The sequence below is a fragment of the Lysinibacillus zambalensis genome (assembly GCF_040183165.1).
GTDB lineage: Bacteria > Bacillota > Bacilli > Bacillales_A > Planococcaceae > Lysinibacillus > Lysinibacillus zambalensis.
Map to the genome: position 1 here is coordinate 34,790 of NZ_JBEGDG010000012.1, position 23,971 is coordinate 58,760.

Annotated in this window: 25 protein-coding genes; all 25 read right to left on the reverse strand. The window is 38.3% G+C overall.

The features are described from left to right. Window positions 1-23 precede the first annotated feature (23 nt). Window positions 24-1,439, reverse strand: a complete 1,416-nt coding sequence (gene atpD, locus ABNX05_RS15995; protein ID WP_323654278.1) for a F0F1 ATP synthase subunit beta — start codon at window positions 1,437-1,439, stop codon at window positions 24-26. A gap of 49 nt (window positions 1,440-1,488) precedes the next feature. Continuing rightward, the gene (atpG, locus tag ABNX05_RS16000) at window positions 1,489-2,346 is read right to left on the reverse strand and encodes an ATP synthase F1 subunit gamma (protein ID WP_323654277.1); all 858 of its coding nucleotides are present in this window, start codon (window positions 2,344-2,346) and stop codon (window positions 1,489-1,491) included. Window positions 2,347-2,392: 46 nt separating this feature from the next. Then, entirely contained in the window at window positions 2,393-3,901 is a 1,509-nt protein-coding gene (gene atpA / locus ABNX05_RS16005; RefSeq protein WP_349660626.1) for a F0F1 ATP synthase subunit alpha, read from the reverse strand. Between the two features lie 28 nt (window positions 3,902-3,929). Next, the gene (locus ABNX05_RS16010; RefSeq protein WP_349660627.1) at window positions 3,930-4,466 is read right to left on the reverse strand and encodes a F0F1 ATP synthase subunit delta; all 537 of its coding nucleotides are present in this window, start codon (window positions 4,464-4,466) and stop codon (window positions 3,930-3,932) included. Next, window positions 4,463-4,984, reverse strand: coding sequence for a F0F1 ATP synthase subunit B (gene atpF / locus ABNX05_RS16015; RefSeq protein ID WP_349660628.1), 522 nt, complete (start codon window positions 4,982-4,984; stop codon window positions 4,463-4,465). The genes ABNX05_RS16010 and atpF overlap by 4 nt, the downstream gene beginning before the upstream one ends. A gap of 177 nt (window positions 4,985-5,161) precedes the next feature. Further along, window positions 5,162-5,374, reverse strand: a complete 213-nt coding sequence (gene atpE / locus ABNX05_RS16020; RefSeq protein WP_049668022.1) for a F0F1 ATP synthase subunit C — start codon at window positions 5,372-5,374, stop codon at window positions 5,162-5,164. Between the two features lie 63 nt (window positions 5,375-5,437). Continuing rightward, window positions 5,438-6,160 (reverse strand): F0F1 ATP synthase subunit A, encoded by a 723-nt coding sequence (atpB, locus tag ABNX05_RS16025; protein ID WP_349660629.1) that lies wholly within the window; start codon window positions 6,158-6,160, stop codon window positions 5,438-5,440. Window positions 6,161-6,196: 36 nt separating this feature from the next. Beyond that, window positions 6,197-6,568 (reverse strand): ATP synthase subunit I, encoded by a 372-nt coding sequence (locus ABNX05_RS16030; RefSeq protein ID WP_349660630.1) that lies wholly within the window; start codon window positions 6,566-6,568, stop codon window positions 6,197-6,199. A 517-nt stretch (window positions 6,569-7,085) separates the two neighbouring features. Next, window positions 7,086-8,207 (reverse strand): non-hydrolyzing UDP-N-acetylglucosamine 2-epimerase, encoded by a 1,122-nt coding sequence (gene wecB, locus ABNX05_RS16035; protein ID WP_349660631.1) that lies wholly within the window; start codon window positions 8,205-8,207, stop codon window positions 7,086-7,088. A gap of 207 nt (window positions 8,208-8,414) precedes the next feature. Beyond that, the gene (upp, locus tag ABNX05_RS16040) at window positions 8,415-9,044 is read right to left on the reverse strand and encodes a uracil phosphoribosyltransferase (RefSeq protein ID WP_079559406.1); all 630 of its coding nucleotides are present in this window, start codon (window positions 9,042-9,044) and stop codon (window positions 8,415-8,417) included. A gap of 125 nt (window positions 9,045-9,169) precedes the next feature. Further along, entirely contained in the window at window positions 9,170-11,320 is a 2,151-nt protein-coding gene (locus ABNX05_RS16045) for an EAL domain-containing protein (protein ID WP_349660632.1), read from the reverse strand. A gap of 310 nt (window positions 11,321-11,630) precedes the next feature. Then, window positions 11,631-12,872, reverse strand: coding sequence for a serine hydroxymethyltransferase (gene glyA / locus ABNX05_RS16050; protein WP_349660633.1), 1,242 nt, complete (start codon window positions 12,870-12,872; stop codon window positions 11,631-11,633). Window positions 12,873-12,932: 60 nt separating this feature from the next. Further along, window positions 12,933-13,475 (reverse strand): TIGR01440 family protein, encoded by a 543-nt coding sequence (locus ABNX05_RS16055; RefSeq protein WP_349660634.1) that lies wholly within the window; start codon window positions 13,473-13,475, stop codon window positions 12,933-12,935. Between the two features lie 102 nt (window positions 13,476-13,577). Then, window positions 13,578-14,015, reverse strand: a complete 438-nt coding sequence (gene rpiB, locus ABNX05_RS16060) for a ribose 5-phosphate isomerase B (protein WP_349660635.1) — start codon at window positions 14,013-14,015, stop codon at window positions 13,578-13,580. A 919-nt stretch (window positions 14,016-14,934) separates the two neighbouring features. Next, window positions 14,935-16,218 carry a methyl-accepting chemotaxis protein gene (locus tag ABNX05_RS16065; protein ID WP_349660636.1) on the reverse strand — a complete coding sequence of 428 codons (1,284 nt, stop codon included), beginning with the start codon at window positions 16,216-16,218 and terminating at the stop codon, window positions 14,935-14,937. 8 nt (window positions 16,219-16,226) lie between these two features. Continuing rightward, window positions 16,227-16,667: a low molecular weight protein arginine phosphatase gene (locus ABNX05_RS16070; RefSeq protein WP_349660637.1), complete on the reverse strand. Its 441-nt coding sequence runs from the start codon at window positions 16,665-16,667 to the stop codon at window positions 16,227-16,229. A 24-nt stretch (window positions 16,668-16,691) separates the two neighbouring features. Then, on the reverse strand, window positions 16,692-17,189 hold the full coding sequence (locus ABNX05_RS16075) for a manganese efflux pump MntP (RefSeq protein ID WP_349660638.1): 498 nt from the start codon (window positions 17,187-17,189) through the stop codon (window positions 16,692-16,694). A gap of 257 nt (window positions 17,190-17,446) precedes the next feature. Further along, the gene (locus ABNX05_RS16080) at window positions 17,447-18,481 is read right to left on the reverse strand and encodes an L-threonylcarbamoyladenylate synthase (RefSeq protein ID WP_349660639.1); all 1,035 of its coding nucleotides are present in this window, start codon (window positions 18,479-18,481) and stop codon (window positions 17,447-17,449) included. A gap of 101 nt (window positions 18,482-18,582) precedes the next feature. After that, window positions 18,583-19,182, reverse strand: coding sequence for a stage II sporulation protein R (locus ABNX05_RS16085; RefSeq protein ID WP_349660640.1), 600 nt, complete (start codon window positions 19,180-19,182; stop codon window positions 18,583-18,585). A gap of 44 nt (window positions 19,183-19,226) precedes the next feature. Then, a complete protein-coding gene (prmC, locus tag ABNX05_RS16090) occupies window positions 19,227-20,087 on the reverse strand; it encodes a peptide chain release factor N(5)-glutamine methyltransferase (RefSeq protein ID WP_349660641.1) in 861 nt (286 codons plus the stop codon). After that, window positions 20,074-21,150 carry a peptide chain release factor 1 gene (gene prfA / locus ABNX05_RS16095; protein WP_349660642.1) on the reverse strand — a complete coding sequence of 359 codons (1,077 nt, stop codon included), beginning with the start codon at window positions 21,148-21,150 and terminating at the stop codon, window positions 20,074-20,076. The genes prmC and prfA overlap by 14 nt, the downstream gene beginning before the upstream one ends. A gap of 457 nt (window positions 21,151-21,607) precedes the next feature. After that, the gene (locus ABNX05_RS16100; protein WP_349660643.1) at window positions 21,608-22,180 is read right to left on the reverse strand and encodes a thymidine kinase; all 573 of its coding nucleotides are present in this window, start codon (window positions 22,178-22,180) and stop codon (window positions 21,608-21,610) included. Window positions 22,181-22,416: 236 nt separating this feature from the next. Then, window positions 22,417-22,620 carry a 50S ribosomal protein L31 gene (gene rpmE / locus ABNX05_RS16105; protein ID WP_010857976.1) on the reverse strand — a complete coding sequence of 68 codons (204 nt, stop codon included), beginning with the start codon at window positions 22,618-22,620 and terminating at the stop codon, window positions 22,417-22,419. A 163-nt stretch (window positions 22,621-22,783) separates the two neighbouring features. After that, complete coding sequence (locus tag ABNX05_RS16110; protein WP_349660644.1) at window positions 22,784-23,590, reverse strand: DUF6574 domain-containing protein; 807 nt, start codon at window positions 23,588-23,590, stop codon at window positions 22,784-22,786. Between the two features lie 88 nt (window positions 23,591-23,678). Next, a complete protein-coding gene (locus ABNX05_RS26410; RefSeq protein WP_432760155.1) occupies window positions 23,679-23,765 on the reverse strand; it encodes a zinc-ribbon domain-containing protein in 87 nt (28 codons plus the stop codon). Between the last annotated feature and the right edge of the window lie 206 nt (window positions 23,766-23,971).

Here is a 23,971-nt window from a genome sequence, read left to right on the forward strand (position 1 = left end):
TTTTTTCCTCCTCGTCCCTAGTATTAAACCTCTACGCCCATGCTTTTCGCTTTTTCAACTACTTCATCAATAGAACCAACTAGACGGAAAGCATCTTCTGGTAGGTGATCCCATTTGCCATCAAGGATTTCCTTGAATGAGCGAACAGTTTCTTTAACAGGTACATAAGAACCTTTTTGACCAGTAAATTGCTCCGCAACGTGGAAGTTTTGAGATAAGAAGAATTGAATACGACGAGCACGTTCTACTGTTTGTTTATCTTCATCAGATAATTCATCCATACCTAAGATAGCAATGATATCTTGTAATTCACGGTAACGTTGGATTGTACGTTGTACACCAGTAGCGATAGCGTAGTGCTCAGCGCCTACGATTTCAGGTGATAAAGCACGAGAAGTCGAAGCTAATGGGTCAACCGCAGGGTAGATACCCATTTCTGATAATTTACGCTCAAGGTTAGTAGTTGCATCTAAGTGGGCGAAAGTTGTAGCTGGAGCCGGGTCAGTATAGTCATCGGCTGGTACATAAATCGCTTGGATAGAAGTTACAGAACCTTTGTTAGTAGATGTGATACGTTCTTGTAATTTACCCATTTCAGTTGCAAGTGTTGGTTGGTAACCTACCGCAGAAGGCATACGACCTAATAGGGCAGAAACTTCAGAACCTGCTTGTGTGAAACGGAAGATATTGTCGATGAATAAAAGTACGTCAGCACCTTGCTCATCACGGAAGTATTCTGCCATTGTAAGACCAGTTAAAGCTACACGCATACGTGCACCTGGTGGCTCATTCATTTGACCGAATACCATCGCTGTTTGCTTGATAACGCCTGAATCGCTCATCTCGAAGAATAAGTCGTTCCCTTCACGAGTACGCTCACCTACACCAGCGAATACAGAGATACCTGAGTGCTCTTGTGCGATGTTGTTGATTAATTCTTGGATTAATACAGTTTTACCTACACCGGCACCACCGAATAGACCGATTTTACCACCTTTGATATATGGTGCTAATAAGTCTACTACTTTGATACCTGTTTCAAGAATTTCAACTGTAGTTGAAAGTTCATCGAAAGATGGCGCTTCGCGGTGAATTGAATCACGACGAACGTCAGCTGGAATCTCTTCACCTAAGTCGATTACTTCGCCTAGTACGTTGAATACACGACCTAAAGTAACTTCACCAACTGGTACTGAGATAGCTTTTCCTGAATCTGTTACTTCTGCTCCACGTTGTAAGCCATCAGTAGATGACATTGCAATTGTACGAACAGAATCATCACCTAAATGAAGAGCAACTTCTAATGCAAGAATTGTTGGTTCTTCATTAGGACGTTCAATCTTAACTGTTAATGAGTTATAGATTGCTGGTAATTGGCCATTGTCAAATTTTACGTCAACAACTGGACCCATTACTTGAATAACATGTCCTTTATTCATTACTGTGTATCCTCCTATCGTATTCTTATACGACATTGGGAAGCTGGGCCTATTCTAAGGCTGCAGCTCCACCAACGATTTCTGTAATTTCTTGTGTAATCGCCGCTTGACGCGCACGGTTATATTGCAATGAAAGATCTGAAATAAGATCAGATGCATTATCAGTTGCATTTTTCATAGCCGTCATACGAGAAGCATGTTCACTTGCTTTTCCATCTAATAATGCGCCGTAAACTAAGCTTTCCGCGTATTGTGGAAGTAATACTTCTAGAATTGCTTCACCAGATGGCTCAAATTCGTAAGAAGCATTACTGCTAGCAGGTGCAAGATCCGTTAATGGAAGAAGTTTTTTCTCTGTCACTTCGCTAGCAATAGCGCTGACAAAGTGATTGTAGTACATATAAAGTTCATCATACGTACCGTCAATGAACATACCAACAGCTTTACGAGCGATTTCTTTAATATCAGCAAATGATGGTTGGTCCGGAAGACCGATAACATCGCTGATGACATTATGATCACGTTTCACAAAGTAGTCACGAACAACACGACCTACCGCTAGAATCACGTATTCGTCTTTCGATTTATGACGCTCATCAATTGTACGTTGTACTTGACGTAGGATACTTGAGTTGTAAGCACCTGCAAGACCACGGTCAGAACCAATGACTAAGTAAGCTGTTTTCTTAACAGGACGAGCAGTTAACATTGGATGTCCACTGTCTTTTGTCCCTGAAGCGATCGCGCCTACTACGTCCTGGATTTTTTCCATGTAAGGAACGTACGCTTTAGCGTTTTGCTCTGCACGACGTAACTTTGAAGAAGAAACCATCTGCATCGCTTTCGTAATTTGTTTCGTACTCTTTGTAGAATTAATACGACCTTTTATTTCGCGTAAGTTTACCACTGGTATTTCACCACCTTTTGTTTTTTAATCAAGTGACTGCTCGAACTTATTCTGATTTAGCGAAAGTTTTTTTGAATGCATTGATTGCTTCAACGTAATCCGCATCAGGAGCAAGCTCTTTTGTAGTACGAACGTGATCTAAAACGTTTGTGTGGTTTGAATCTAACCAGCTTAAGAATTCATTTTCAAAGCGAACGATATCTTGTACTGGAATATCATCTAAGTGACCTTTAGTTAATGCATAAAGGATGGCAACTTGTTTTTCAACTTTAAGTGGTTTGTTTAGGTCTTGTTTAAGAACTTCAACCGTACGTTTACCACGCTCAAGTTTAGCAAGTGTAATTTTATCTAAATCTGAACCGAATTGAGCAAATGATTCAAGCTCACGGAATGCAGCTAAGTCAAGACGTAGTGTACCCGCAACTTTTTTCATCGCTTTAATTTGAGCAGATCCACCTACACGTGATACAGAAAGACCGGCGTTAATCGCTGGACGTACACCTGAGTTGAATAAGTCAGATTGTAAGAAAATTTGTCCATCAGTAATTGAGATTACGTTAGTTGGGATGTATGCAGAGATATCCCCAGCTTGTGTCTCAACGAATGGAAGAGCTGTAATAGAACCATTTTGATATGTTTCATTTAACTTCGCAGCACGTTCAAGTAAGCGGCTGTGTAAGTAGAATACATCACCAGGGTATGCTTCACGACCTGGAGGACGGCGTAGAAGAAGTGAAAGTTCACGGTAAGCTGATGCTTGTTTAGAAAGATCATCATACACGATTAAAACGTGCTTACCTTGTAACATGAATTCTTCTGCCATAGAAACACCAGCAAATGGTGCTAAGTAAAGTAATGGAGCTGGTTGAGACGCAGCAGCAGTTACAACGATTGTATAATCTAATGCACCGTGCTTACGTAACGTTTCAACTACACCACGTACAGTTGATTCTTTTTGACCGATAGCAACGTAGATACAAATCATGTTTTCACCGTTTTGGTTTAAGATTGTATCGATTGCTACTGATGTTTTACCAGTTTGACGGTCACCGATGATTAACTCACGTTGACCACGACCGATTGGTACTAAAGCGTCAATCGCTTTGATACCAGTTTGTAGTGGTTCGTGTACTGATTTACGAGCCATTACACCGAAAGCTGGGCTTTCGATTGGACGAGATTTTGTTGTGTTGATTGGACCTTGTCCATCCACTGGTTGACCAAGTGGGTTTACAACACGGCCAATTAGTTCTTCACCAACTGGTACTTCCATGATACGACCTGTACGACGAACTTCATCGCCTTCTTTGATGTCAGCATATGGACCTAAGATTACGATACCAACGTTACCTTCTTCTAGGTTTTGAGCCATACCCATAACACCGTTAGAGAACTCTAAAAGCTCTCCAGCCATGGCGTTGTCGAGGCCATGAGCAAGTGCGATACCGTCACCAATACGGATAACTGTACCAACTTCGCTTACTTTAAGTTCAGATTCATAATTCTCAATCTGTTGTTTAATCAGACTGCTGATTTCTTCAGCCTTGATGCCCATGTATGTCACCTCTCACATTTCTAAATTATTAACCGATTAATTCACGTTTTAAGCGCTCAAGCTTGTTCGCTACTGAGCTATCATAAATATGATTACCGATTTGAACACGAATACCACCAAGAAGTGATGGATCAATTTCGTTTGTAATGTTTAATGTTTGTTTCCCTACAAGTTTCGCAAATGTTGTAGAAATATTAGCGCTTTCTTCAGCAGAAAGTGCACGAGTAGAGAATACTGTTGCATCTGCAGAACCTTGTGCCTGTGCAGCAAGCTCAGCATATGCGTTCGCAATAAGCTTCACTTCGTTTACACGTTTTTTCTCAACAAGTAGTTGAACTGTGTGTAAAACCTCTGGAGATGCACCTGCAAAGATTTCAGCTACCATTTGTTTCTTACGTTCGATAGAGAACTTAGGAGCATTTAAAAGTGTTAAAAAATCAGGAGATTCTTTGACTACTTTTGTTAGCTCGTTTAAGTCTGCTCCAACTTCAGCAAGAATGTTTTTTTGTTGCGCTAATTCAAATAGCGCTTGTGCGTAACGTTTTGCTACAGTTGAATTACTCATCGAGCTTCCCCTGCCTTCGCAATCGTCTCTTCAATTAGAGCACGGTTGTCTGCCTCAGAAATCTCTTTGCTAAGGACTTTAGATGCTGCAAGTACAGATAATGAAACGACTTCATCACGTACAGCTGCAATAGCTTTTTCTTTTTCAGACTCAATTTCACGTAAAGCCGATTCTTTTAAGCGGTTTGCTTCATTGCGAGCTGCAGTAAGAATTTCTTCTTTTTGCATTTCGCCTTGCTTCTTAGCGCCCTCAACAATCGATTGTGCTTCCGTACGAGCTTCTTTAAGAAGGCTCTTTTGTTCTTCTAAATATTGGTGAGAATCTTTGCGAGCTTTTTCAGCTGCTTCGATTTCACTAGCTACTAATTCTTCACGTTGTTGCATGATGCCCATAAGTGGACCCCAAGCAAACTTTTTAAGTAAAAACATTAACACTAGGAAAATGATTAATGTTGCTGCGATGTCACCACCGTTGAAACCGGCACTAGCGCTGCCTAGTACAAGATTATCTAAAAACACGATTGTTTCACTCCCTTCAAGAGCTTTGACTTCAACATAATAAATTAATTAATTACTTGAAAAACTACCTATTTTAAAAAGCTATATTTACACATAGCTTTTATCAGTTCCAAAATGAAGGGCGAAGTTTCATCTAGAGATTTCTGCTTCGCCACTAGAATTCAGTGTAAAACTGAATTATTTGTTCATTACGATGAATGCGATTACTACTGCGATGATTGGTAGGGCTTCAACTAATGCTACCCCGATGAACATTGTAGTTTGAAGAACGCCACGAGCTTCTGGTTGACGAGCGATACCTTCTACTGTTTTTGAAACGATAAGACCGTTACCGATACCTGCACCAAGTGCACCTAGACCGATTGCGATTGCTGCTGCTAATAAACCCATTTGAAAATTTCCTCCTTGGAATTGTTTGTTTTTTTGGTTTAAGCATAAGAATTATGCTTTATATTAATGGTCATCGCTCACTTTATGAGCCATGTAAACCATTGTTAACATTGTGAAGATAAAGGCTTGGATAAAGCCGATGAAAATAGAGAAACCTTGCCATGCCATCATTGGAACAATTGCTCCGATGAATCCAATTGGACCCGTAACAGCTAAACTTGCGATTAAGCCAAGTAAAATCTCACCTGCATAAATGTTACCGTAAAGACGAAGACCTAATGTTAAAGTGTTCGCAAACTCTTCAACGATTTTTAGCGGGAACATGAATGACATTGGTTTGAAGAATGTACCAACATAATGGCCTGTCCCCTTCATTTTAATACCATAGAAATGTGTTAAGGCTAAAATCATTGCTGCAAGCGTCATTGTAACAGTTGGGTCAGCTGTAGGTGATTTCCACCAAAGTTGGTGATCATAGACGATAGAGAATGGAAGACCTAATAAGTTAGATACAGCGATAAACATAATTAACGTGATACCTAAAATATGGAATCGTCCACCAGTTTTCCAGTCCATGTTGCTTTTGATGATGTTCTTTACGAAATCCATAATCCATTCCATAAAGTTTTGCATACCTGTAGGTTTTAACTTTAGGCTTCTAGTTGAGATAAATGCGATTAAGAAAACGATTACAGCTGCAACTAGCAACATCATTACAGTTGAAAGGTTGAATGTTAGTGTAAAAAGACCGAAATCAACTACTTTCAATGGAGCTTCATGATTCATTGTTATTTTTCACCTCTCTTTCTAATTTAAAGCACATTAGCGGTTCCTTACATGGGACACAATTCTCTCGACAAAGAGAAAAAGGTACGGAATCATTAGCCCTATGACCGTGCTAATTAAGTGAAAATAGTTTGGCAACGAAATGGCTAGAGCGACTGCCGCTACACCTGATCCAAAGCGGAGCATTGTACCAAGTGAGCCTATTTTCTTCCCTTCACTAATGGATCGATCAAACTTCTCCATACGGCGAACTAAAATCCAAAAATTATACGTACCAAATAATGCACCGATTGCGATGCCCGCAAAAAACGTCTGATAGGGCGTAAATCCCCAGCCTAATGCACAGAGTGCGAGCAAAAAAAATAACGCTCTCTTCTGCATAGCAAAAATGTGATGCAAATCTAGCATTGGTTTATAATCTCCTGAATCATTTTTTCGAGTAAAGAAACATTTGCTGACCACTATGTGAAATCAGAAAAGAGCAGTGAAAAACACTACTCACAGCGGAATAGTAACGGGAGAGCGTCATTTTGAAATTACAGGTGTAAATCCCAAAAAAATCTTACACCCCGAAACGCACAAAACGTTGCAAATCGACAGCTTTTGGTTTGAACTGTCAATTTAGTAGAAACTTGATGTAACAAGTGTTTCAACCTCTATTTACGAATAGAAACCCTTATCATTCTTACCCTTTGTAAGCATACAATAGGAGATATTTGAAGTCAATTAGTAAAGTAGAAAAACTTCACAGCCACTATAGTCTTGACAAATTGTTGACAAATTTGTGTATGGAAATTCATAGTTTCAAAAACACAGTCAACGTTTATGCAAAAAAAAGCTAATTTGCGACACATATATGCTCGCAAATTAGCCCGCCTACCGCAATTAGTACATTAGACTCATTTTTCATTTCTGAAAAGGGATATTACTTGCTTTTTTGTAAAAAATCCAAAAGAGCCTTCACAATATACTCTGAAGCATGTCCATCTCCATAAGGATTTGACGCTTTTGACATAGCTTCATAAGCATTTGTATCTTCTATTAATTGTTTAGCTAGAGAATAGATAGTATCTTCTTCCGTTCCTGCTAGCTTTAGAGTCCCTGCTGCAATACCTTCTGGGCGCTCCGTTGTATCTCTTAGTACTAGAACTGGTTTACCTAATGAAGGTGCTTCCTCTTGGACACCACCAGAATCCGTTAAAATCATATAAGAATTAGCCGCAAAGTTATGGAAATCAAAGACTTCAAGAGGTTCAATTAAATGAACACGCTTATGATCTCCTAAAATTTCATTCGCTATTTCTCGTACAGCTGGATTCATATGAACTGGGTAAACTACTTGTACATCGTCATGCTCTGCTAAAATTCTTGTTATCGCTCTGAACATATGACGCATAGGTTCACCTAGATTTTCACGACGATGTGCTGTTAATAAAATCATACGGTCTGTGCCTATTTTGTCTAAGACAGGATGTGTGTAATGTTCACTTACTGTTGTAGCTAATGCGTCGATTGCTGTGTTACCAGTGACATAGATAGTATCAGGGTTTTTATTTTCATCTAAAAGGTTTTTCTTTGATACTTCTGTCGGTGCGAAATGAAGATCAGCCATAACGCCTGTTAACTGGCGATTCATTTCCTCTGGGTATGGTGAATACTTATTCCAAGTTCGAAGACCCGCTTCCACATGTCCGATAGCAATTTGGTTATAAAATGCAGCTAGACTTGCAATGAAAGTCGTTGCTGTATCACCATGTACTAAAACAATATCCGGTTTTGCTTCTTTCATGACTTTGTCTAAGCCTTGTAAAGCATTCGTCGTCACGTCAATTAATGTTTGACGATCCTTCATAATATTCAAATCGTAATCAGGTGTAATTTTAAATGTTTCTAAAACTTGATCGAGCATTTGGCGATGTTGGGCTGTTACCGTCACAATCGATTCTATTTGCTCAGGATGCTTTTGTAATTCCAATACTAGTGGGGCCATTTTAATAGCCTCTGGTCTCGTACCGAAAATCGTCATTACTTTCCATTTTTTCATCAAAACGATTTGCACCGTCCTTTGTTATATTTGTATGAAAAGTGCTTTACTTCCATTGATCTGCGTCATTTGTGGCAAGATCGAACTTTAGATAGAAGTAATTCGCCTAACATACTATGAAACGTCCTTCAATAATGAAGGACGCTCTCTATAGTTATAAGTTTCCTAAAAATTACATACTGAACGAAATTATCAAAAAAGTGTTCAGTATTATTTTGTACCGAATAGGCGGTCGCCTGCATCACCTAGACCTGGGACAATGTAGCCATGGTCATTTAATTTTTCATCAAGTGCAGCAATATAAATATCTACATCTGGATGATGTTTTTGAATTTCTTTTACACCCTCTGGCGCAGCGATTAAGCACATGAATTTAATGCTTTTCGCACCACGTTTTTTCAGTGAGTTGATCGCTTCCACTGCTGATCCACCAGTTGCAAGCATTGGGTCTACAATGATGAAATCACGTTCTTCTACATCTGCTGGAAGTTTTGCATAGTATTCTACAGGTTTTAACGTTTCTGGATCACGATAAAGACCGATATGACCAACTTTAGCAGCTGGAATTAGATTTAATACGCCATCTACCATGCCAATACCTGCACGTAAAATCGGTACAATCGCAAGTTTCTTACCAGAAAGTACTTTTGTCTTAGCAACAGTAACCGGTGTCTCAATTTCAATTTCTTCTACTGGCATCTCACGTGTAATTTCGAATGCCATTAATGTTGCCACTTCGTCTACTAGCTCACGAAATTCTTTAGTTCCTGTATTCTTATCACGAATATAAGTTAACTTGTGTTGGATTAGTGGATGATCAAATACGTATACTTTGCTCAAAGGGATTCTCTCCTAACCGTTCGGATTCATTTTTATCTCAACTAGTATAACAGAAAAAAGGAGTCGTCTCAAAAATAAATTTGGGCCAACTCCTTTTCAAGAATGTTTCCTACATATGCTAGCGATTATTTATCAAGTATTGTATCTACTTGTTCTATTGTCATTGGTTTGTAATAAAAATATCCTTGTCCTACTGTACAGCCTAATGCGCGTAAAATCTCAACTTGCTCTTTGTTTTCAATACCTTCAGCAACCGAAGTCATTCCTAGGTTTAATGCTAATTGAATAATAGATCGGACAATAGCGAGTGTCGCACCATCATCAATAGCATTAATAAAGCTACGATCTATTTTCAATTCAGTAAATGGCAGTCTTTGTAAATAACTTAAAGATGAAAAGCCTGTGCCAAAGTCGTCCACCGAAGTTTTAAAGCCGTAGCCCTTTAATTCCTGGATAATAGAAAAAGCTGTCTGAAAATCAACTAGGCCAATATTTTCCGTCACCTCTAAAATGATATATTTCGGATCAATATCATATTTCCGAACGAGCCCCAATGTATCCTGTACAAAATTAGCATAATAAAAATGATCCGGCGAAATATTGACAGCCACCTTCACTAATTTTTTCCCTAATGTCTTTCGCTTTGCTAACCATGAAAGAACCAACTCTAATATTTGAACATCGATTTCGCGTACCTTTCCTGCACCTTCTGCCACTGGAATAAAGATTGCCGGTGACACGAAACCTAGTTTTGGAGAAATCCAGCGAGCAAGCGCTTCAATACTATGAATTTCACCTGTTCGTAAATCAACCTTTGGCTGCAAATTCACTGAGATTTCTTTATTTTTTAATGCCTGTGCCAAATGGTTTAACACGGTCATTTGCTGCTCAAGTACATCATTTCTTTCTTGCGTAAATATTTCCGTATGAGTACCCGGTTTATTGGCAGCAAAGGATACAGCATTATCTGCAAAGCGAATTGCATCAGCCATTTTGATCTCATCGTTATATAAAGCAATACCCGTTTTTAGCGTAATATAAATGTTCTTACCACCTATAATAAAAGGCTGACGAATAATCTCTTTAATGCGCCTTTCATAATAGAAGAAATCTTCATCAGCTGTTGCATTGGACATGATTAAACTAGAGCTTGTAAATCTAGCAATATATTCGTTACGCTCATACTTCTCTTCATTTAAACGTTTGGCAATTTGCCTTAACAGCTCGTCTCCCGCTTCACGTCCATATAACTCGACAATATGATGGAATTCGCTTGGCTTTAAGATTTTGATGTTACCTTTTTGACTGCACTCTTTTTCTACCTTATTTAAAAAACCGTGTCGATTCGGTAGCCCTGTTGTGATATCGACATAGGCTAAATCCCATATCTTTTTTTGTGTTTTTGCATACGAATATGCCAACGCAACAAGAGCACCGATTTTTCGAAACATAAATTCAAAAAACTTCTTTTCATCACCATGTTGCTCTAACAATATTGCAAACAATCCAATTGCTTGCTGTTGTTGATTGTATATTGGCATAAACCACCCAAATGACTTTTTAGATAAATTGGCAAACCTTTTGTATTCTATCGGAATATCAATATCATCCAAATTTTTCACTAGAATGGACGTCTCCCCTTGCATAACACTCTTAAAAAAATCATTGTTTTCACAACAATCGGGTAAACCTTTTATTTTATCGTTCCCTCTATAAATCTGTAATTGATTTGCCTCCGTTTTGACAAGTACCATACTTGATATATTCGGCATAAAAAATTCATCTAAACTACTGCAAACAATGCTCATCTTTTTATCAAAGGAATTGTCCTTTTCAATCGCTTCGTACATACCATTCTCAAGGCGCATTAAAAACTCTACGTTGTGATTGTACGTAACATCCTTCACAAGTACTAAAACAAATAATGTTTCATCTTTATTATTTTGAAATGGGAGTGCTTGTACCTCTGCCCAAAAAAGAGGTTTATCGAAGCAACTATGGTGCAATTTTGCTTGTACCAAAACTCCACTATGTATTTTTTGTTTAATCTTTTCAAGAGTTGTCTGTTCTTCGTTTGACAACAATGCAAAATAATCGCTATTTATTATTTGCGAACGTGTAGTATTTGTCAGCGTACAAAAAGAATCATTACATTCCAATACGCAATGATTATTTGTCGCATCAAAAATAACGTAGCTTTCTTTAGAATGATCCCCTAACCTACGAATTGTATTTAATAATATTTCATTTTCTATGGACATCGTTTTAGTAACCATACAGCCCCTCCTCCCTCTTACATTGTACATAAAAATTCAATAAATTGTCACTTTTATAAAAAATCCTTTTTTCACAAGGACATTATCTGTCTCACTCTTCTATACTATATCCTTTTATACTAAGTTTATGTAAATAAATTCAAAAATAAAAGTATTTTATTTCCATTCCAGAAAAATAACTTATCCTCGATACATTTTGTCGAGTTCCATTCCGCAGGCGTCCGCGAGAGTAGCTCGCAGCAGTGCCAATAAAAAAAGCTGTGATTAAAGTGCAAAGTACACTTTAACCACAGCCTTATCTTCTATTAAATTATGCGTATAATGGATGTTTGTCCGTTAAAGCTATTACGCGAGCTTTCGCTTCAGTTTTAACTGCTTCATCCTCTGGATTTTTAAGAACTGTAGCAATAATTGCCCCAACTTCTTTCATGTCTTCCTCATTGAAGCCACGAGATGTTACTGCTGGTGTACCAATACGGATACCAGAAGTTACGAATGGAGATTCTGTATCGTAAGGAATTGTATTTTTATTTGTTGTAATCCCTACTTCATCAAGTGCGTGCTCTGCTACTTTACCTGTTAAGCCAAGAGATTTCACATTAAGAAGTAATAAGTGGTTGTCCGTACCGCCTGATACAATTTCAACGCCTTCAGCCATTAATACTTCTGCTAAAGCTTTAGCATTCGCTTTAAGTTGTTTTGCATACTCTTTGAATTCTGGTTGTAACGCTTCACCGAATGCAACAGCTTTTGCAGCGATTACGTGCATTAATGGTCCACCTTGGATACCTGGGAATACAGATTTGTTAAGCTTTTGCTCCCATTCTTTCGAAGCAAGGATTAAACCACCACGTGGGCCACGTAATGTTTTATGTGTTGTAGATGTCACAAAATCAGCGTATGGCACTGGTGATTGGTGCTCACCAGTAGCTACAAGACCTGCGATATGTGCCATATCCACCATGAAATATGCTCCTACTTCATCAGCAATTTCACGGAATTTAGCAAAATCGATTTCACGTGGGTATGCAGAAGCACCCGCCACAATTAGTTTTGGCTTATGCTCTAATGCTTTTTGGCGTACATCTTCATAATCGATTACTTGAGTATCTTTTGTTACGCCATATTCAACGAAATTATATAGAATACCTGAGAAGTTTACAGGAGATCCGTGTGTTAAGTGGCCGCCATGAGATAGGTTCATCCCAAGTACTGTATCTCCTGGTTCTAAAATTGTGTGGTATACAGCCATGTTTGCTTGTGCACCAGAGTGTGGTTGTACGTTTGCATATTCTGCACCAAAAATTTCTTTCACACGATCACGTGCGATATCTTCCACAACATCTACGTGTTCACAACCGCCATAGTAGCGTTTACCTGGATAACCTTCAGCATATTTATTTGTTAGAACAGAACCTTGTGCTTCCATTACTGCTTCTGATACAAAGTTTTCTGATGCGATTAACTCAATATTTGCTTGTTGACGTTTTTTTTCCGCAAGAATTCCGTCTAATACTGCTTTGTCTTGTACTGCTAATTTTTCGTATGCCATGTTTAAAAAAGCCTCCTAAGTATAATCGTTATTTGTATACCACTGTTTTCAAAGGTAATTTTATTTATACACTGCACGCTCTCCGCCAATCAGCTTCGGACGCGTTGTTGCTATTGTCACAACCGCTTCTCCTACCATTCGCACAGAAGTACGAACCGGAACAGCTACTGCCTTTAAATGCATACCAATAAGAGTTTGACCAATATCAATACCTGCATTTGCTTGCACAGCTTCCACTACAACTGGATTTGTAAATTGCGTAAACGCATAAGCGGACATCGAGCCACCCGCAGTACGAACTGGTACAACTGTTACCGGTTCATAACCAAAACGTTCTGCCGTTGTTTCTTCCATAGTAATAGCACGATTAATATGCTCACAACCTTGGAACGCTAGATGTAGTTGATGTTTCTTGGCAAATGCCTGCAACGGCTCAAAAATCGCCTCTCCAATTTCAAGCGCGCCTGCTGTGCCAATTTTCTGACCAATCACTTCAGATGTCGAGCAGCCTACGACAAAAATAGTATTCGGTCTTAGGGTTACCTGCTCTTCAAATTCACTGAGTAACTGAGTCAAATGTGTTCGTATTTGTTGTACAACCACTATGCTCAGCCCCTTATTTCTAAATTATTTATATCCCACAGCTAAAAAGCTCTTTGAAGAACTTTCTAGCGTAGGACAAATGTTAACAAACTTAACTGCTTTTTATTGCTCAAGTTCAGCGATTTTTTCAACGCGTCGCGTATGACGACCACCTTCAAAATCTGTTTCAAGCCATACTTTAGCGATTTCACGTGCAAGGCCTGGCCCAATAACACGCTCACCCATTGCTAAAACATTTGAATCGTTGTGGCAACGAGTTGCTTTTGCACTAAATAAATCATGTACTAAAGCACAACGAATCCCCTTAATTTTATTTGCAGCAATAGACATACCAATGCCTGTACCACAAATTAAAATACCTTTATCAAATTCCCCGCTAGCAACACCTTCAGTAACTGGTTTTGCATAATCAGGATAGTCTACTGAATCCGCAGATTGTGGACCAAAATCTTCGTAGCTGATATTTAACTCACCTAACAGCTGCATAATCTCACGACGTAAGTTATTGCCTCCGTGATCAGAAGAAATTGCTATTCTCACTGGGTTCCCTCTTTTCGAAATTATAGTCAACACTAGTGTACCACTTCTTTCCCAAGAATAACATGATTTTTCTTGCATTTTTATGCTGATTTCTCCTGAAAGACGAACATTTCTTGTAATTGTTCATAAAATCATTCACTTTCAAGGTTGTTTTCCTGTGGATATTGTGAATATCATGTTGATAAATTCGGATAACGGCATTTTGTTGTAATATTCTATCTTCTAAAGTTTGTTTCCTTTTTCAATTACAGTGGACATACTATATCAGTATTTTTTCTATGTATTACCAGTGTTTGATGGTGTAGAACGTTCGGTGAGTAGATGTGGGTGCAGCGGGGTGCGCCGGGGTGCGAATTCTTTTTAGGTTGAAGCTCTATCTGACGTTTTGACGGTTTTATCCGCGCTTTCGGCTTTCTATCCATCATTTTGGCGGTTCTATCCACGATTTTGACGATTCTATCCACGATTTTGACGATTCTATCCACGATTTTGCGGTTTATCCGTCGGTTTGGCTGTTCTATCCGTCGCTTGGCCGACTATCCTTCGATCACGCTTTGCTTTCCGTCGCTCTCCTCTCTTTATCCGTCGCTTCCGCCGTTCTATCCGTCGGTGCTGCTCTTCTTTCCGTCGCTTGGCCGACTATCCTTCGATCACGCTTTTCTTTCCGTCGCTCTTCTCTCTTTATCCGTCAGTTCTACCCTTCTTTCCGTCACTTGACCGACTATCCTTCTCTCCAGCTCCTCTTTCCGTCGCTCTCCACTCTCTACCCTTCGCCCCGCTGTTCTATCCGTCAACACCGCTCTTCATTCCATCACTCTCCTCTCCAAAAGCCACCACACACAATCCCCTCACCCCAACAAAAAAACTGTAGCAAACTCAAACCTCATCTGAGTTTATCTACAGTCTATTATCTTCGCATTTAGGCTTGTCTATCGAATTGTTGAATCATTTTGTGTAGTTCTTCAGATTGTTTCTTTAGGCCTTCTGCTAGTTTTTCTACTTGCTCAATGGCGTATGCTTGTTCTTCTGCTGCGCTGCGGACTTCTTGTGCGCTGGCTGACGTTTCTTCTGCGATGGCTGCCACTTCTTGGGATTGATGGGCAGTTGTTTCGATGTTGTGCATTTGTTGTTCGATTAATGAAGAAATTTCTACAATGGCTGTTGCCATTTCGTGTACGCTTGAAGACATGCCTTCTACGGCTGTTGTCGTCTCTGATACGCGAGCAGCTTCTTTTGTCGCAAATGCCACTTGCTGATTCATTTGTTTGACTACAACCTCAACGTTTTGTTGCATTGATTGAATAAGGGTTGTAATGCCTTGTACTGCTTTCGCACTTTCATCCGCTAAGCCACGAACTTCTTCTGCTACAACAGCAAAACCTTTTCCATGTTCTCCAGCACGCGCTGCCTCAATAGAAGCATTTAACGCTAGTAAATTTGTTTGTGCTGCAATATCGCCAACTAGGCTAATGATGCGTTCTACCTGACCAGCGTTTTCCTCTAGAAGATGAATGCTTTCTAATGCCTCATTATTGCCAGCTGCAATTTGTTGAATACTATTTACTAACGTTTCGATTGCATTTGTTGTTGTCGTTAAATTATGTAGAATCTCTTTGGATTGCGTTGCTGATGCTTCTGCTCTACTATTGACTTCTGTAGCTAGGGCTCGTACATCTTCAATTGCTTCGGCTGTATCTTGGACTGCCGTTGCTGATGTCTCTGCACCAGAAGAAATATGCTTTACTGTAGAAGCAATATTCTCTGCTTTTTTTGTTGCAATAGCTGCTTCATCAGATAGTTGGATAATTGATTGATTGGTTTGCTGGAAGTTACTATCTATGCTTTCCACCATTCCTCTTAAGTTTAACACCATTTGTTGGAATGCCTCTGCGACAGAACGAATTTCATCACTTGTTTTCGGCATTTCTACATCCTGTCCAATTTTCCCTTCCGCTACTCGGGAAGCTGAATTTTCGAGCTGTTGTAAAGGTTTAATTAAGATTACACTGAAAATTGCAGCCAAAATGCCTGACCATACTATCCCTGACACATAAGTAAAAATTTCAAACAGTTTACGATTGATTTCTGGGAAAAAGGTAGGTTGTAAATATTCGATAAATATAAAACTAATACTGTAAGTGATTAGTGCAAGAAAACTAACAAATAATACTAGTTTAAATCGTAAACCAAACTGCTTTTTCATAGCGACCCTCAATTCTTTTCAATTTTTTTTACTAATCGTTCTACTAATGTTGTTAATTCTGCAAATGTTTCTTTATAAATTCCTATACTACCACCGTAAGGATCTACAACATTTCCGCCACTAACTTCGCTTGCATATTCTTTTAAAGTAAAAACTTTTTGTTCAGCATTTGGGAAATTAGCAATAATTGTATCTTTATGAGCTGTTGTCATTGTTAAAATTAGATCAGCCCACTCCATTTCAGTTATTGATAATTGCGTTGCTAAATGCTGATGCGTCATATTTGCTTCATATAATACTTGTTGTGCATGTGCAGACATTTCTGCATTTGGCATCGCATAAATGCCCGCCGAACGAACTTCTACATTGTCCAATTGTTTATGTTTTAAAATAACCTCTGCCATAGGACTGCGACAAGTATTCCCGGTGCAAACAAATAGTATTTTCACACTTATCACCCTCCACTGATTTTTCTATTGCCGGATAGCTAGGAAACCCATAATAATGAAAAAAATTCCTGTTATGATTTGAAATTTATTGCCAAGTAACGTCTGACTTTTACGCGCAATGACTAATGACCCATAAGAGCAAATAAGTGCACTGACACCCGCACTTATAATAAATACCATTTTCTCTAAGTTTAGCATACCAAATGAAACACTTACTGAAAAGGTATCTAGGCTTGCAGTCACGGCTAAAAGTATTGGTGAAATTGTAACTTTTTCATCTTTCCTCGAAAATAATAGCAAATGTATGCCCATACAAAATAATAAAATACTTGATATCCATTGTCCCCATTCTAAGAGGAAACGCATTAAATAGCTTCCTAATTCGAAGCCTAATAGCGGGAAAAGCATATGCAACGCAGCTGTCCATACTGATAAAAAAAATCGATACTTAACATTTGGCAGTAATACATATAAGCCAATCACATCTACAGACGTTATTATACCCGCAAGAATTCCCTGCAAGAAAGCACTCCTTCGCTCTCTAATATTTTATCATTTTATGCTCGAAAATACAGTAATATCATAATACAATTTCCTTACAATATGGTGCTAAAAGTCACTCTATCAAAAAAACAATCAGCTTCCACTATGGTAAAAACTCGCTATACTTGCACAACTACAGCTCAAGTACAAAAGTCTAAGTAGATACCCCCACTGATTGATACAAAAAAATAGTATGCCAGAGTTACCTCTAACATACTATTTTCTAGGTAGTTTATTTACGAAGTATACCATTTCCCGCCAGCTGCTTTCTCAAGTCGATTCATAATTGCAGCCCCTACTCCTTCAGTCGATGTAGTAGTCGCTAGAATTATTGTAGCCGCTGTTTTATCGCAAGCTCTTAGGGCATGATACAATGCCGCACCCATTTCTTCTTTACTACCAGCTTCTCCTACTGAGAAATAATAATCAGCCTTGCTGTCAACAAAACTAGCTGGTGCAAGTAACGCTACTTTATGTCCTTGTTTTTGTAATTGATGTACAGCCTCATGAACTTTTTTCAAATCACAATCAATTAATAGCACAGGGGCGTTAGGTGCATAGTGTGTATATTTCATACCAGGGGCTTTCGGAGTAGTCTCTAATGTCTGCTCTGTTTTTGAAGGTTGAAGTACTGGACCGATTTTAGCCTCTAACATTTCTTTTGTAATTCCGCCTGGACGCAAAATTACTGGAGGTTCGTGTGTAACGTCTAACACTGTGGATTCGAGCCCGATCCCAGTAGTACCTCCATCTAAAATATAAGGTATGTACCCTTCCAAATCATCTTGAACATGTACAGCTTCTGTAGGACTCGGCTTCCCACTACGATTAGCACTTGGCGCAGCAAGTGGCTTTTTTAATTGTTGCAGTAAGTCGAGTGCAACTGGATGATCTGGCATACGGATGCCGACAGTAGTAAGACCAGCTGTCACACTGTCTGCCAACACATTTGGCTTTACAGGCATGACAAGTGTCAGTGGACCTGGCCAAAATAAATCCATGCATTTTTTTGCTACTTCTGAAATATGCTCGATATAGAGTTCAACTTCCTCTTTCGTGCCAATGTGAACAATTAGCGGATTGTCTGAAGGACGACCTTTTGCTTCAAATATCTTTTTGACTGCTGTATCAATTGTTGCAATAGCTCCAAGCCCATAAACCGTTTCTGTTGGAAATGCTACGACCTCACCTGCATTTAAGATATCCACAGCCTGTGCATAATTTGTCTGACTATTCACATTTCTATCCACAATTTTGCAAACGGTTTCCATAATTAAAACCTTCCTTCAATTATTCGTTTTTACTGAATTATCCACATAATGTTTATAACTTATTAAAAATTGTGCATAAGTTATCTGAATTTGTAAACAATTCATTCAAAAAAACCTTTTATCCATTCCCATATAAAAAATGTAACTGGTTCCTTTTCTTCTTTTATTTCTTCTTTCTGTTCATCTTTATCGGGCTCACAAATTGAGGGGAATATGCTACACCACCAGTTATCACCACGTGCATCACCGATTTTCACAACAATCGATTGATATAAATTTTGTGGATAAAGTACTGCGTTATGTCTCTTCGGTGGAAATAAGTTATCCCCAATTACAACCTGTGTATGAAGCTGTGGATAATTCTTTTTGATTTCCGCTTCAATTTCCTGTTTCAATGAAAGCATTTGCTCGTTATCCACAGTTTTAGCTCCAGCACTTGCAACTACTTGCTTAAAATACGGCTTTAAATTTTGGACAAGCTGTTCCTTTTCAAGCTGATCTTGTGTCGTATTGCTATTTGCAATCACGCGTATACGAAAATCATTTTCTTGCTCTTGATTGCTAGCTTCTTTCGCAAAACCTACTAATGATGGAATATATAAAATACATAATTGTAAAGAAATCGCAATGACTACTAATCTTGCAAAAGCTAAAAAGATATTTTGTTTTGGTAATCTAATAATCTTGTATTCGTTTAACATAAAAATCCCTCCTTGCTCCACATTGTGGGCAAGAAGTAGATACTTTATACATGAATTTCACAAAAAATCATTCGGGGCTTACCGTTTATATCTTTTTCTATCGAAACTGTAGCCTGCGGAAAACTATTTTTAAAGAATTGAGTGACCTGCTCCCCTTGTGTATATCCGATTTCAAGACCAATGAGGGCTGGTTTATTCATAAGGGGTGGAAGCTGTTCAGCCAATTTTCTATATAAAATGAGTCCGTCTTCTTCTGCAAAAAGAGCACTATGTGGTTCATGCTCTAGCACAGTATTTGACATCTCTTTTGCTTCATCAAAAGCAATATACGGCGGGTTCGATAAAACGATATCAAATTTCTCACCTGACAGAGGTTTCGTTAAATCCCCTAGTCGAAAATCAATATCCGCCGCCAATCTTTGTGCATTTTTTTGCGCCGTAGATAAAGCAGCCTCAGATAAATCAGTGGCTACGACTGTTAGCTCTGGACATTCTAACTTCATAGAAAGAGCAATTGCACCACTACCGGTACCGATATCCGCAAGCTTCAAGCTTTGGTTTTCAAATATTTTGTTCATACGATTAATCGTTCCAAGTACTAATTCCTCCGTCTCCGGTCTAGGAATAAGTACTGACTCATCGACAATAAATGAACGGCCATAAAATTCTTCACTACCGATGCAATACTGTACAGGTCGTCCACTCGCATGCTCTTCGATAAGTTCTTTAAATTTCTCTTGTTGTTCAGCTGTTAATGCGTCTTGAAGGTGTAACATTACTTCTGAATAGCTAGTGCCAAGTATATGCTGCATGACAATACGTGCCGCTGTTTCCTCACGACCATTATCCACTAAAAAAGAAGAAGCCCATTGAAGGGCCTCCATTACATTATTATAGGTCATCATTTAATCGCTCTAACTTCGATGCTTGCTCTTCTAAAATGAGCGTATCAATGATTTCGTCTAGTCTACCTTCGACGATTTGATCTAGTTTTTGAATCGTTAAACCAATACGGTGGTCTGTAACTCGGTTTTGTGGATAATTGTATGTGCGAATACGCTCAGAGCGATCGCCTGAACCTACAGCTGATTTACGTGTAGCATCGATTTCCTTTTGTGCTTCTTGCAAATACATATCAGCAACACGAGCACGCAGAATTTTCATTGCCTTTTCACGGTTTTTAATTTGTGATCGTTCGTCCTGCATCGATACAACAACACCTGTTGGTAAGTGGGTCATACGCACAGCTGACATCGTTGTATTTACCGATTGACCACCGGCACCAGAAGATGCAAATGTATCTACTCGGATATCTTTCTCATGGATATCCACATCTACTTCTTCAACTTCAGGTAAGCAAGCTACTGTCGCTGTCGATGTATGGATACGCCCTTGAGATTCTGTTGCTGGTACACGTTGTACACGGTGTGCGCCATTTTCAAATTTGAATTTTGAATATGCACCTTGACCGTTAATCATAAATATAACTTCTTTATAGCCGCCCATTGGGTTTGGCGTCGCTTCCATTATGTCAATTTTCCAGCCTTGTGTCTCTGCATAACGAGAATACATACGGAATAAATCGCCCGCGAAAATATTCGCTTCGTCTCCACCAGCTGCCCCACGAATCTCCATAATAACGTTTTTATTATCATTAGGATCTTTTGGAATTAATAGAATACGTAAACGGTCTTCTAACTCTTCTTGCTGTTCTTTTAGAAGGTTGAATTCTTCTTTCACCATTTCATGCATATCAGGATCTTTTTCATTATCTAGCATCTCACGAGTATCAGCTAATTGCTCTTTTACACTTTTATATTCACGATATGCATCTACAGTTTCCTGGATATCTGATTGTTCTTTAGAATATTCACGTAATTTTTTACTATCATTTACAATATCGGGATCACTTAAAAGCTCTGTTAACCTTTCGTAACGATCCTCTACTGCTTGTAATCGATCGAACATGGATTTCACCTCTATTAAATTTTTTATGGATCATCACCAAAACGTGTGGTTGATTTCCGTTCCGTCTGGGCACTTTGCCGCTGACGCTTCGCTTTCGCGCAGAGCAGAGCTTCCTGGGGGCGTCGGGGCAACAGGATGTTGGTCACGAAGGCGTTATCACAGGACGTGATGTTTTTAGCCTTCGTTCCTCTATATTGCTAATCCCCGAGGAGTCGCCCAGTCTCCACTCCAATCAACTTATTTACATAGTGGACGTTTTAACAAAAGTCATCCATAACTTTTGGTGATGAACCTTTTTTATGAAGTTTGCTCTTACTGAAAAAGAGAAACTTACATTAATATTACGCTAAACGCGGAAGAATTTTTTATAAACATTTATTATTTCCACTACTTAGTATAAGGAAATCTTCGCATGTATGCTACTTTTTCTTCGTTCTATCAACTGGAGCATTTTGCCTTATAGCGGCGGATTCGCGTGACATTTACGACACACCGGATAGTATGAATCATTCCCGCCAATTTGAATTTGATCACCTGTATAAACAGGCTTTCGACTTTCATCAACACGTAAATTCATTGTCGCTTTTTTATGACAGAACCAGCAAATCGTTTTCATTTCCTCAATTTTATCTGCATATGTAAGCATATACTGACTGCCTTCAAAAAGCTCATTTTGGAAATCGTTTTTTAGACCGAAGCCCATAACTGGAATATCTAACTCATCTACGATATATGCTAACTGCAAAACATGTTCTTTTTTTAGAAATTGTACTTCATCAACAAGTACACAGTATGGTTTTACAGCATTGTTTTTTACTAGCTCAAAAATATTTGTATCATCATTAACAGGAATGGCTTGTTGACGTAAGCCTACTCGACTTGAGATAAAGCCTACTTCATCTCGCGTATCTATGCCTGGTGTAAACATCATTACAGGTTTTTGTTGTTCTTCATAGTTATGCGCAACTTTTAAAATTTCTATGGATTTACCACTGTTCATTGCACCGTGTTTAAAATATAGCTGTGCCATTTTGTCTTCTCCCTTTCTTCATGTCGAGCTGGATACTGAAAAGACTCGCATCAACGTATTTCTTTAACTTCTTTCAGTAGTTGTTTCCCACCTCTGTCGGGGCGAGGTGAATGCGGATTAAAGGCGTTCTTTGTGCAAGTACAAAGCCGATTCCTGACGCAATTATGCCGAGGCATAATTGATTATACTGAAAAAAATACCTGCCAAGCACATGCTTGGCAGGTATTAAACTAACATTAGTTTTTAAGACCGTATTTTTTGTTGAAACGATCCACGCGACCATCAGCAGACGCGAATTTTTGACGGCCAGTATAGAATGGGTGACAGTCGTTGCAGAACTCGACAACGATGTTTTCTTTTACTGAACCAGTTTTGAAAGTATTACCACAAGAGCAAGTTACTGTTGCTTCTTTGTAATCTGGATGAATTCCTTGTTTCATATTCGTTTTCTCCTCTCGCCCTGAACCATCTGGAACAGAGTATTATCGAACTGTACCTTACATAGCCCGAATATGTCGGCTACATATGTACACGTTACATACTTTGCAATATTACCATATGAAATATACATTTGACAATAGTTTTGAATGTATCAATGATTAGTTATTTAAAAAATTTAAACACTTCTCCGACTGCAGAGTCTATCATAAATGAGAAAACAATCGAAGATAAAATAACTGTTACTACTAAATAGAAAATAAAACCATAAAAACTATCAATGTTTTTAGATTTATTACTTAACAACTTAATCATGACAAACATAGGGATAATACCAATAGCTAACGCAAATCCAATGTATATCATCGTTGTTGAATACGAGAATGATTTCAACAATCCTAATAAAATACTTAAAACCATAATAGCTATAGGTAGTGTATAATAATTTCCTATTTTACTAATAACATTTGTAAAACTTAGACTTTCAGAAAATAGTTTTGCCGTTAAAAATATAGCAAAGATACTTATTACTATTAGTAAAGAAATGAATAACGACATGTAAAAAAATACTTGAATGAAGGATGGAGCAATGCTTTCAAAGAAACCAAATCCTCCTGAAAAGAATTGTTTTATTAATGTGAATACTGATATTGCTGTTAATACAACATAGATAATCATACTAATAATACTATTTTTCCAAGTAGCTTCTACATTAAAATTTGCGGATGGCATTTTTAATTGTTCTACAAAATAATTAACGTATAATTTAGATTGCTTTTTAATTAATTCAATTTGCTCATTACTTTGCGTAGTATTCTGAGCAGTCTGCGTATATTGTGAGTGTGGTTGTTCATCACTCATGCTATGCGTTGTTGCTGCTCGTTCTTGTGCAGCATTTTCAATCGGAGCTCCACATTTCCCACAAAATCTTCCGTCATCCTGCGCATGACCACATGCTAAACAGTTTTTCATATGTACACCTCATTAACATTTTGTCTTTTTCGTTTGTAAGACGAAAAGACATATTTCTTTTTTATGTTCATAACTAGTGGAACCTTCTTTATAGCTCGATTGCAACTTTACTACAGTATGTACAAAACAATACTTCCTCACTATTTTGCTCCCCGCAATTTGTGCAAAATTCCACTAATAATACCCATTACCTATATATTATAACAAAACTATACAACGAAAAATTGCAAAATAATAGATTTGTTTACTAATTTATTCAACCTTGGATGAATACTTTGGAGATTTATCGGAATAAAATCTCATTTTATCGGAACAATCTTGGCTTTTACCGGAATAACTTCAGTTTAATTCACGTTATCGTAAAAAAATCACCATCAATTA